Raw genomic sequence first — 10,392 nt, 5'->3', positions numbered from 1 at the left:
TTCTCTATCCCTATGTCTCTATGTGGTTAAATTTTACTTTACAATCAAAATCTATTTTCCGTGATTGAAACCATTTAATATTTTGAACAAATGCAATATCGATGGAAAAACAGCATCCATTGATTCGCTCGCTCCTGCTGTTGAACCTGGCAAAGCCATAATCAACGTATTTCCTTTGAAACCGACAACACTTCTGGACAACATCGCATAAGGCGTTCTGTCCTGTCCATACGAACGAATAGCTTCCTCAATTCCCGGAATGCGACGATCCAGCATCGGAATAACCGCTTCAGGAGTAATATCTCTATTCGACAAACCTGTTCCGCCTGTAAGGATAACTAAATCTTTATTGGTAGCACAAAAATTGTTAATCGTTTCCTGAATATCACTTACCTCATCTGGAATTATGGTATAATTAGAGACTGTAAGACCCAATTTTTTAATTTTATCGGAAATTACTTTTCCTGCTCTGTCTTCTTTTTTCCCGCTCGCCACACTATCTGAACAAACGATTACCGCTACTGATAAATCCAAATCTTCTTTAACTCCAAAATCGGATTTTCCACCTTTTTTGTGTAATAATTTGATAGTCGAAATTTCAACTTGTTTGTCTATTGGTTTTAGCATATCATACATTGTCAAAGCTACTATTGAAGCTCCATGCATGGCTTCAACCTCAACGCCTGTACGGTAAATGGCTTTTACCGTTACTTTTATCACAATAGAATCTTCCAAAAACTCATATTCGATTCCTGTAAATTCAATCGGCATCGGATGACAATCGGGAATGGAATTTGACGTGTTTTTTACAGCAAACAAACCTGCAGTTCGTGCTACTTCGAGTACATCTCCTTTGGGAACCGTTTTATTTAAAATTGCCTGCATTGTTGCTGGAGAACCTACTTTTACTATTGCTTGGGCTGTTGCCGTGCGTTGTGTGATTATTTTATGGGTGATATCTACCATTATTTAAAATTTTTCTATTTCGCAGAGATTCACAAAGGAAACGGAAAGATTCACAGAGGTTTTATTTCTCTTTGCGAATCTCTGTGAATTTTCTGTGTGGCTCTGCGTAACATTTTTTATATCTCTTTGCGTATCTCTGCATTTTCTCTGTGTGGCTCTGCGTAATAGCCTAGCTATTTACCTTCCAAGTGTAACTCTCATCTTCAAAAATTTCTTTTCCGAAAACAGCTGTCTTTTCTTTTATTTCTTCTACCAAAAATTCCAATGCTTCGTAAACTACTTTGCGCCTTGGTGCTGAGACAAAGACAAACAAACAAATCTCTCCAGCTTTTACCAATCCCAAACTGTGATAAATATGCAAACAAGACAAATCGTATTTTGCAAAAGCCGATTCTCTAATTTCATAAAAACTTTGTTCTGCCATTTCTTCATACGCTGAATATTCTATCGCCGTAACTGTTTTTCCATCGATTACATCTGCACGAACCTGGCCCAAAAAAATATTATGAGCGCCAATGGTTGTTTTGCTTTGGTGTTTGGCAATTGAATTTCCAATGAATTCCGATGTTATTTGTCCTTGGATAAAAGAACTCTTTTTTGGTTTATCTGACATTGTTTTTGTTTTTTGGCCACGGATGACACGGATCGCTGATTAATTTTTCACGCAGACTTCGCAGATTTTATGTGTTTGTTAAAGCCTAAAAAAAATCTTTTTAATCCATAATCTATGGCCTATTTTTAACTTCTTATTTTTTTATTGTCATTGCTATTGCTATTGTTATTTTCATTGACATTGACATCACTATTGTCATTGCTATTGTCATTGAATTTGATTATTCAGCGATTCAATTCCTCTTCCTAAATGAAAGACTCCTACGAATCCTGATTTCTGGAGATAATTCATCGCCGCCAAACTACGTTGGCCTGTTTGACAGAACAAAACAATCTCTTGGTTTTTATCTAAAGTTTTACTGTATTCTTCTAATTGATCTAATGGAATCTGAACAACATTTTTCCCTTTAAACTCAGGCTTTTCATCAGATTCCCGAACATCAATTACTATTATTCCTAACTGATTGCATTTTTCTAAAAATGTCTCAGGGCTTAAATCCTGGACAACTTTTTTTCTGTGTAAAAGCATGCTTCCGTTTATAAATCCTTTTTCAATAGCTTTTGGATTTTTGGCAAAATCAATGATTTGTGTTTGAAAATTCAAAGCATCGTAAATCAATAATTTTCCAGATAATATTGTGCCAATTTCTAATATGATTTTGAGCACTTCAGTTGCCTGCAAAGTTCCCAATGTATTTGGCAAAACGCCCAAAACTCCTGTTTCTACACAATTTTGAGCGGCATTTAATCCTTCTTTCTCTGGAAACAAACAACGGTAACTTGGACCATTGTTATAATTAAAAACCGAAACCTGTCCTTCAAATTTATGTATCGAAGCATAGACAACCGGAATCTTTTTGACAACAGCTATATCATTTATCAAATAACGAATAGAAAGTGTATCGGTGCAATCGACAATAATCTGATAGTTTTGAACAATTTCAACAGCATTATTCGAATTAAAAAACTCAGGAAAGATATTAACTTGTACTTCAGGATTTAATTCTAAAATCGCTTTTTTGGCAGTTTCGGCTTTGCCTTTGCCACAATCTTTCAAATTATATAATAATTGGCGATGCAAATTGGTTTCTTCAACAACATCACCATCAACAATTCCGATAGTTCCAACGCCTGCGGCAGCCAAATTTTGCAAAACAGGACAGCCCAAACCACCAGCACCAATTACCAAAACTCTGGCGTCTAGTAACTTTTGCTGACCCGATTCCCCTATTTCCGGGAGAATCATTTGTCTGGAATATCGTTTATTGTCTTTCATATATTTAATCAATTCTACATTCTGAAATCTAAAATCTGCAACCTAAAATTTTATCCTCCTGCAAATGGCGGCAAAAACGCAATTACATCTTGATCATTAATTTTATTATCCAAATTGCTCAACTTCTGATTAACTGCAATTGAATAATTTGTGCTTTTTAATTCCTCGTAAGCTGTTTCTATTTTATTTTTCAAAAAAGAAACCGACACATTATTTTCGTCCACAGAAAAAAGCTCTTCTTTTTTCTGGGTAATATCAACGAGTGAACCAAAATATCTAAGCGTTACCGTCATTTTATTAAATTTTGATATTGTTCTTGTGTGTTTATATTTTGAACCTGATCATTCCATTTTTCAGGAACAACTAAAGTCTGGTGTTTAATATCTTCGATGACCTTTATTAATTTCAATTGGTTTCCGTTCAAATGCTCTCCAAAAACCGATTTCATCGAACGATCATAAACTGCAATCAGCGGATTTGTTTTATCACCAACTTTTGTTTGTGTAATCATATTAGTGCTGTTATGATTTGCTATCAGCCACTTTAATAATTCAGTTGAAACCAATGGAACATCTACACTTAGAACAAGATTTATTTTAGTTTTTGAAGCACTTAAAGCAGCATATAATCCGCCAACTGGCCCTTTGTTTTCAATTATATCTTCAACTCTTGTATAACCAAAAGCATCGTATTCTTTGTTTCCCGAAATAATCAAAATATTAGACTCTACAATAGGTTCTAAAGCGTCACAAATATGTTTGATGAATGGTTTTCCGTTTAAATCCAAGAAACCTTTATCAGTTCCCATTCTTTGACTTTTCCCACCTGCCAATATTATTGCTGTTGTTTTCTCCATCATTAAATTTTAAGTATCAAAAAAAACTCCTTACAATGAATGTTTTTTAAGTTCGACATCTAAGAATTCCCAACAAGCCTTATTGATTTTTTCAAAAGAATCAATCAACAATTTACCATAAGGTGTAAGAACAGTTCCTCCTCCTTTATTTCCTCCGATTTGAGTTGCAATTAATGGTTCTTTAGCGGCTTTATTTGAAGCATCAACCAGTTTCCAGGCTTTCTGATACGAAATATTCATCTCCTTGGCAGCTTTATTAAGCGAACCTGTGGATTCAATCAATTTCAATAGTTGAATTCGCCCTTCGCTAATGATTATACCACCTTCGGTTTCGATCCAGATTTTGCTTTTAATTTTCAACGGAGAATTATTTCGTTATACTTTTACAAATATAACGAAATGAATATTTCCAGAGAACAAAAAAACAACTTCTCTTTTTAATTTTTTGTTACAAAAAAATAGCAAGATTATTACTCTAAAAGTGTAATTCGAACGCTAATTATATTTATATTCGTTACTCCTTTTAGCATCATAAGTAATTATAAACAAGAAGATTATTATCTAAATGTTTGCTTCAAAAAACAGCTAAGTAAAACATCAACATAATAACCGTTTGGTTTCAAAATCTAATTAAAATACTAGCAATAAAATAAAATTCAACATATATGAAAATTATTTTAAATCTGTTTTTTGCACTGTTTTGTATAGCAACGTTTGGACAAAAAGACACTATAACATTAAAAAATAAGGATGTAATAGTGGGTGAACTCAAAGAAATGACAAGTAATGTTATTACAATGAGCACTCCATACAGCGAAAAAGATTTTAATATTAAATTTGATAAAGTAAGCGCTCTCAACCTTGAACATCGGTATACGATTGAGCTTTCTAAAGGATTAAGATTACACGGCATTGTCAAAACAACTTCGGGCAATAAAATTGGTGTGACGCTAGAAGATCAAACTGTGATTATAATTGACCTGAAAGAAATTGTTACCTTGACCAAAGTTGATGATGGATTTTGGGATCGTTTTAAAGGTTCATTCGACTTTGGGTACACTCTCACCAAATCCAACAATAGTCAACAACTGAATTTTACCGGAGCTCTGAATTACATCAGCGAAAGGTGGAATCATCGCGCGCAATACAATCAGTTGGGAACTACACAGGATGATGTTGAAGACATTAAAAGAACCGAGTGGTCCATTGACAGCAAAAGATATTTGACAAACAACTGGTTTATTTCGTCCAAATTAGCATTTCTTTCTAATACGAGTCAGGAAATTGAGGAAAGGTTTACGCCAAGTGTCGGAGCTGGAAATTATCTGGCAAGGAATAACAAACTCCTTTTTTTAGTCGGATCTGGTTTGACTTATAATATTGAAAAATACCTTAATGCTGTAGATAACAAAGAATCAACAGAGTTATTTTTGACTACACAATTTAATATGTTCAATTTTAAAAATATTGATTTATTTGTCTCTGCAACTGGTTATCCCAGCTTATCAGAAAAAGGAAGGTTTAGAGCAGATTACAATTTTAAAATCAAATATGATTTGCCGTATGACTTCTATATTAAAACGGAATTGCAAGCCAACTTTGATAACCAGCCCGTTTCTTCAACCATTAAAAATGACTTTGTATTTTCGACAGGATTTGGTTGGGAATTAAAATAAATCCTTAAAATTACTTACATTCGCTTCACGTTAACCAAATATAACCCCTTAAAAATGAATATCAAAGAAGCTACCACTATTACCGAAGTCATGCAATGCCTCGATGAAATTATTGAAAGATCGAAAATAGAACAATGTGCGATAGGATTATTTGCGACACTCTACAGAGAAGTTACTTTGCAAATAAAAAATGGTATTGAAACTGGCTTATTCGAAAATCCAGAACGTATGGAAAAAATAGACGTTATTTTTGCCAATCGTTATTTAAAAGCTTATTACCAATTTAAAGCTGGTGAAAAACCGTCGGAATGTTGGCAATTTTCATTTACAAAAGGTGAAGAATATTGGCCAATTGTAGGTCAGCATTTATTATTAGGAATTAATGCTCATGTCAATTTAGATTTAGGAATTGCTTGTGCACAAGTCAGCACTCCAGAAAGTATTTTTGACCTTCATTCTGATTATAATAAAATCAATGAAATCCTAAGTAATCTCGTCAATGGAGTTGAAGAATGTTTAGTTAAAATCTGGCCGACACTTACTTACATACTTAAATTATCAGGCAAAATTGATAATTTTTTTATTGATTTCAGCATGAAAACCGCTAGAGATGGCGCCTGGAAATATGCAACTGAATTTGTTCTTCTTCCAGAAAACCAAAGAGAATCTTCGATACAGCAAAGAGATATCAAAGTTACTAGAATCGCCCGGTTAGTTTCGAATCCTGGTTATTTTGTCAGTACAATATTCAAACTCATTCGCTTGTTTGAAAAAGGAACTGTCGCCGACAAAATTATAGAATTAAGCAAAGTACAATATAATCCAATAACAAAAACTGTAGAAACTCCAGATTGTATTGTTCAAAGCGAGCTGAAAACAATCTAAACAAAAAAAGCAATCTTCATAATTAAAATGGAGATTGCTTTAACCAGTTGGATAAAATTATTTTTTAACCACATAGAAACATAGAATTTATAGTGTTCAAAAAGAATTTGATAGTCGTCTCACTTATCACATAGTCTATCTATGTATCTTATGTGGCTCGTTTTTTTGTTTAAACTTGACCAGAGCGATAGTTTCATCCAACGGTTGCTTTAGTTTTTATATAAAATCATAAGATTAAGCCTTTTCTTTTTCAAATCTAGCTATCACTTCCTGATAATAATTAAATGTAATTCGGGCAATAGATTCCCAGCTGAATCGTTCTAGAACTCTTGCTCGTCCTGCTTTACCCATTTTTGTTGCCAGTTCTTCATTATCCAATAATGCATTTACTTTGGCAGCAAATGCTTTTTGAAAATCTACTGGATGCAACGGATTAAAATTAGTTCTCGAAACACTTTCCAGCGGAATCAAATATCCTGTCTCGCCTTCTACGATGATTTCCGGAATTCCACCAACATGGCTTCCTACGACAGGTGTTTCGCAAGACATCGCTTCCAAATTAATAATTCCGAACGGTTCATATAACGATGGACAGGCAAAAACTCTGGCGTGACTATACAATACTTTGACTTTTTCGCGAGGCAACATTTCTGAGATTAGAATCACACCTTTTCTTTTCGCTTTGAGTTCATCAATCAAATTTGAGGTTTCAATAGCAATTTCTTCAGTATCGGGAGCTCCCGCGCAAAGCACAATTTGACAATCCTCATTAAAATACTGCGCTGCTTCAATCAGTTGTGAAATTCCTTTTTGACGTGTAATCCTACCCACAAAAAGCACGAACGGAATAGCGGGATCAATTCCATATTCTGCCAATAAAGCATCATCAAAAGTCGGTTTATAAAAATCGGGATCAATTCCGTTATGAATTACAGTTACTTTTTTGGGATCAACACCATAAGCTTCCACTACGTCTGTTTTCATTTGTTCGCTAACAGCAATAACACCATCTGCAGTTTTATAAGCAGTCGTTTCAATCCATCGGGACATAAAATAACCATTTCCTAGTTGTTCCACTTTCCAAGGTCTGTGCGTTTCAAGGCTGTGCGTAGTCAATATCAACGGCACTTGCAACAATTCTCTCGTAAAAACACCAGCCAAATGCGTGTACCAAGTGTGACAATGTACAATATCAGCTTTAGGAGTCGCCTGAGCCATTTCGACATTTCGACTTAAATTATGAAACATCTTAATATGTTCATTTTCCGGGTCAACCATTTTAGTCAAACAAGCATTTATTCCTTCAACATGCATCGAAGCTTTGTCTTCCTTTTGATCTCCAAAACATCGAACTTCAACCTGAGCCAATTTTGCCAATTCATGACTCAAAAAATCGATATGAACTCCAGCTCCCCCATAAATATTTGGCGGAAACTCATTTGTATAAAGTGCTATTTTCATTTAGAATATTTTATAATTTTTAAAAAAATATCGAGAGTCGTATTGTAAAATCCTGAAAAACAATCAAAGTAAAAATACAAAACGACAATGTAATTTATACCGAAAACCTTCAATTATTTTTGGACTATCAACAAAGCCGAAAACTATTTTTTAATTCAGAAACTTTTAAATTTTTAAACTTTTAAACTCTTAAATAATTAACGCATTTTAACTAGATTAGCATAACAATAGCGATCTTTCTTTTATTCATCCAAAAAAAGCAACAATGGATCAAAAAAACTCAAATTTCTACGGATACAATTTCGAAAAAATTGTTGATACTATTATTCGTCTTGGTGTTCTTTTTCTACTAATCGGTTGGTGTTATGACATCCTAAAACCCTTTGTTTTAATTATCATTTGGGCCGTTGTTATTGCTATAGCTTTCAGTCCGGTTTACGAAAGAGTCGTAAAATTATTCAGCGGCAAAAAAGTATTAGCCACCATATTTGTAGCCCTGATTCTGCTAACCGTTTTAGTTACACCCAGCGTACTCATCACACAATCTCTATACGAAGAAATCAACAATTTTGCCCATTATTATCAAACCAACGAACACTTAATTCCGCCCCCGCCAGAAACTACCAAAAGTTGGCCAACCATAACAAAACCAATCGTCGATATATGGGCATCAGCCTCTGAAGATATTTCTAAAGTAGCCATCAAATATTCCGACCAATTAAAAATAGTCGGCACTTGGCTACTCTTTTCGTTAGCAGGAATCGGCAAAGGAATTTTACAATTCATCGTGTCGATTATCATCGCCATGGGATTATTATTATATTCTGAATCTCTGACCAAAGTTTCCAAAAATATCTTCATCAAATTAATTGGTGCCAACGGTGAACACTATGCAGAAATCACCGTAATTACCATTCGCAACGTAGTCAAAGGATTCCTAGGAGTTGCGTTAATTCAAGCACTCATGATTGGAGTTGGATTCTTTTTGGCAGGAGTTCCTTTCGCTGGAATTTTTACTGTTATTTGTCTATTCCTCGCCATCATTCAAGTCGGAATTGGTCCAATTGCCATACCGGTGGTCATTTATATGTATTCCGTAACCGATGCTACTACCTCAACGATACTCGCAATTTGGGTTGGAATCACCTTAGTTTCAGACAATATTTTAAAACCTATTTTCCTCGGAAGAGGCAATCCTCCAGCACCAATGCTTGTGATATTTCTGGGAGCCATCGGAGGATTTATTTACAATGGTTTCATCGGATTATTTTTGGGAGCCGTTATCTTGACTTTGGGTTATAAATTTTTCCTCTCCTGGATAGATATGGAAAATGAAGAACCAAAAATAAATGAATCTCCAACAGAAGAACTAATCGAAGAATAAAAATATATAGGGCGTGACCCCATTAAGCAAAGGGGCTTAATCTAGCATGCGCTTATACAGCCCATTTGCATAATGCGGTCGGGCTATCCGCGCTACGTTGGTAGCTTGCTTCTATCCCTCACGCGAAATAACGGACAAAAAAACTGTTAGGAGACAAATTACTTCTGAGCTCATAATTACAACATAAAACAAAAAAACCACACTATTTTTTCACAAACCAACGTTATTATTATTTGCTCTTGTAAACAACAAAATCTTCGACAAATGAACTCTGCAATCCAATCATACATTGATCAACAAAACCCAGGCGACAAAGAAATTTGCAGCCAGCTTGTTACTATAATTGACCATGAATTGACTGAAGCCGAAAGTAAAGTTTGGCACGCACATCCTGTTTGGTTTTTAGACGGGAATCCAATTGTGGGTTTCAGTAAACAAAAAGCAGGAATCCGACTAATGTTTTGGAGCGGAATAGACTTTGAAGAAGAAGCTTTAAACGTAAAAGGTCAAAAATTCAAAGATGCTTCTATATTCTACAACAATGTTTCAGAAATCGAAGCAAAGGATTTGAATCGTTGGCTACAAAAATCAAGAAACATACAATGGGATTATAAAAACATTGTTAAAAGAAAAGGACAATTAGAAAGATTGAAATAAATTCGTTGCTTAAAGTCAAAAGCATGAAAGACACCAGCCATCACGACGAAAAAATAGCCAAAATGACATTTGCTTCAGTTTATCCACATTTGGTAGCAAAAGTCGAAAGAAAAGGCCGAACAAAAGAAGAATTACACCAAGTAATCGAGTGGTTAACTGGCTATAACGACAAAAAGATACAAGAGCTTATTGATAAAAAAGTAACCTTCGAAAAATTCTTTGAAGGCATTACATTGCATCCAAATGTTCATCTTATTAAAGGTGTAATTTGTGGCTATCGTGTCGAAGATATCCAAAATCCTCTAACTCAAAAAGTACGCTATTTGGACAAACTGGTAGATGAATTGGCTAAAGGAAAACCAATCGAAAAGATTTTAAGAAGTTAGAAATCCGAATTGGTTTTGACTGAACTACAAAAGCCCAAATCATTTATATTTGCAAAATGAATTATTCCTTTAGAAAAGCAACAGCATTAGAAATCCCTGAAATATGGGCAATTTTACAACAAGCAATCATCCGCAGAAAAAATGATGGTAGCGAACAATGGCAAGACGGATACCCAAATCCAGATGTCGTAAAGAAAGATATAGATTTAGGTCACGGTTACGTTTTAACTGAT

General features: G+C 34.5%; 12 protein-coding genes. 5 read left to right on the top strand and 7 right to left on the bottom strand.

Annotation, left to right across the window (positions count from 1 at the left end; all coding sequences use genetic code 11):
- Nucleotides 1-51: 51 nt before the first annotated feature.
- The 6 genes from moaCB to VLC96_RS15700 all read right to left on the bottom strand — a co-directional run bounded on the left by moaCB (nucleotide 52) and on the right by VLC96_RS15700 (nucleotide 4,070).
- Entirely contained in the window at nucleotides 52-966 is a 915-nt protein-coding gene (gene moaCB, locus VLC96_RS15725; protein WP_325264431.1) for a bifunctional molybdenum cofactor biosynthesis protein MoaC/MoaB, read from the bottom strand.
- 169 nt (nucleotides 967-1,135) lie between these two features.
- On the bottom strand, nucleotides 1,136-1,579 hold the full coding sequence (locus VLC96_RS15720) for a molybdenum cofactor biosynthesis protein MoaE (protein ID WP_325264429.1): 444 nt from the start codon (nucleotides 1,577-1,579) through the stop codon (nucleotides 1,136-1,138).
- Nucleotides 1,580-1,786: 207 nt separating this feature from the next.
- Nucleotides 1,787-2,854, bottom strand: coding sequence for a HesA/MoeB/ThiF family protein (locus tag VLC96_RS15715; protein WP_325264428.1), 1,068 nt, complete (start codon nucleotides 2,852-2,854; stop codon nucleotides 1,787-1,789).
- Between the two features lie 50 nt (nucleotides 2,855-2,904).
- The gene (locus VLC96_RS15710) at nucleotides 2,905-3,147 is read right to left on the bottom strand and encodes a MoaD/ThiS family protein (RefSeq protein ID WP_325264426.1); all 243 of its coding nucleotides are present in this window, start codon (nucleotides 3,145-3,147) and stop codon (nucleotides 2,905-2,907) included.
- Nucleotides 3,144-3,713, bottom strand: coding sequence for a molybdenum cofactor guanylyltransferase (gene mobA / locus VLC96_RS15705; RefSeq protein WP_325264425.1), 570 nt, complete (start codon nucleotides 3,711-3,713; stop codon nucleotides 3,144-3,146). The genes VLC96_RS15710 and mobA overlap by 4 nt, the downstream gene beginning before the upstream one ends.
- 27 nt (nucleotides 3,714-3,740) lie before the next feature.
- Nucleotides 3,741-4,070, bottom strand: coding sequence for a winged helix-turn-helix domain-containing protein (locus tag VLC96_RS15700; RefSeq protein ID WP_325264423.1), 330 nt, complete (start codon nucleotides 4,068-4,070; stop codon nucleotides 3,741-3,743).
- Nucleotides 4,071-4,375: 305 nt separating this feature from the next.
- Between VLC96_RS15700 and VLC96_RS15695 the strand changes: the two genes are divergently transcribed.
- Together VLC96_RS15695 and VLC96_RS15690 are read left to right on the top strand one after the other, a co-directional pair.
- A complete protein-coding gene (locus VLC96_RS15695) occupies nucleotides 4,376-5,386 on the top strand; it encodes a DUF481 domain-containing protein (protein ID WP_325264421.1) in 1,011 nt (336 codons plus the stop codon).
- A gap of 54 nt (nucleotides 5,387-5,440) precedes the next feature.
- A complete protein-coding gene (locus VLC96_RS15690) occupies nucleotides 5,441-6,271 on the top strand; it encodes a DUF5995 family protein (protein WP_325264420.1) in 831 nt (276 codons plus the stop codon).
- A gap of 234 nt (nucleotides 6,272-6,505) precedes the next feature.
- Here the strand turns inward: VLC96_RS15690 and glgA are convergent, their stop codons facing one another.
- Nucleotides 6,506-7,732, bottom strand: coding sequence for a glycogen synthase (glgA, locus tag VLC96_RS15685; protein WP_325264419.1), 1,227 nt, complete (start codon nucleotides 7,730-7,732; stop codon nucleotides 6,506-6,508).
- Nucleotides 7,733-7,997: 265 nt separating this feature from the next.
- Between glgA and VLC96_RS15680 the strand changes: the two genes are divergently transcribed.
- From VLC96_RS15680 to VLC96_RS15670, 3 genes are all read left to right on the top strand, one after another.
- On the top strand, nucleotides 7,998-9,116 hold the full coding sequence (locus VLC96_RS15680; protein ID WP_325264418.1) for an AI-2E family transporter: 1,119 nt from the start codon (nucleotides 7,998-8,000) through the stop codon (nucleotides 9,114-9,116).
- Nucleotides 9,117-9,380: 264 nt separating this feature from the next.
- Nucleotides 9,381-9,773 (top strand): DUF1801 domain-containing protein, encoded by a 393-nt coding sequence (locus VLC96_RS15675; RefSeq protein WP_325264416.1) that lies wholly within the window; start codon nucleotides 9,381-9,383, stop codon nucleotides 9,771-9,773.
- A 23-nt stretch (nucleotides 9,774-9,796) separates the two neighbouring features.
- Nucleotides 9,797-10,159, top strand: coding sequence for a DUF2200 domain-containing protein (locus tag VLC96_RS15670; RefSeq protein WP_325264415.1), 363 nt, complete (start codon nucleotides 9,797-9,799; stop codon nucleotides 10,157-10,159).
- Nucleotides 10,160-10,392: the final 233 nt, after the last annotated feature.

It is taken from the genome of Flavobacterium sp. (assembly GCF_035456085.1).
Taxonomy (GTDB): domain Bacteria; phylum Bacteroidota; class Bacteroidia; order Flavobacteriales; family Flavobacteriaceae; genus Flavobacterium.
Note: the sequence above shows the minus strand (reverse complement) of the source record. Positions and strands in the feature narration are given on the sequence as shown.

Bases quoted from the DNA above. Each gene is read 5' to 3' on its own strand.
- moaCB (WP_325264431.1), bottom strand. From the start codon at position 966: ATGGTAGATATCACCCATAAAATAATCACACAACGCACGGCAACAGCC.
- VLC96_RS15720 (WP_325264429.1), bottom strand. From the start codon at position 1,579: ATGTCAGATAAACCAAAAAAGAGTTCTTTTATCCAAGGACAAATAACA.
- VLC96_RS15715 (WP_325264428.1), bottom strand. From the start codon at position 2,854: ATGAAAGACAATAAACGATATTCCAGACAAATGATTCTCCCGGAAATA.
- VLC96_RS15710 (WP_325264426.1), bottom strand. From the start codon at position 3,147: ATGACGGTAACGCTTAGATATTTTGGTTCACTCGTTGATATTACCCAG.
- mobA (WP_325264425.1), bottom strand. From the start codon at position 3,713: ATGATGGAGAAAACAACAGCAATAATATTGGCAGGTGGGAAAAGTCAA.
- VLC96_RS15695 (WP_325264421.1), top strand. From the start codon at position 4,376: ATGAAAATTATTTTAAATCTGTTTTTTGCACTGTTTTGTATAGCAACG.
- VLC96_RS15690 (WP_325264420.1), top strand. From the start codon at position 5,441: ATGAATATCAAAGAAGCTACCACTATTACCGAAGTCATGCAATGCCTC.
- glgA (WP_325264419.1), bottom strand. From the start codon at position 7,732: ATGAAAATAGCACTTTATACAAATGAGTTTCCGCCAAATATTTATGGG.
- VLC96_RS15680 (WP_325264418.1), top strand. From the start codon at position 7,998: ATGGATCAAAAAAACTCAAATTTCTACGGATACAATTTCGAAAAAATT.
- VLC96_RS15675 (WP_325264416.1), top strand. From the start codon at position 9,381: ATGAACTCTGCAATCCAATCATACATTGATCAACAAAACCCAGGCGAC.
- VLC96_RS15670 (WP_325264415.1), top strand. From the start codon at position 9,797: ATGAAAGACACCAGCCATCACGACGAAAAAATAGCCAAAATGACATTT.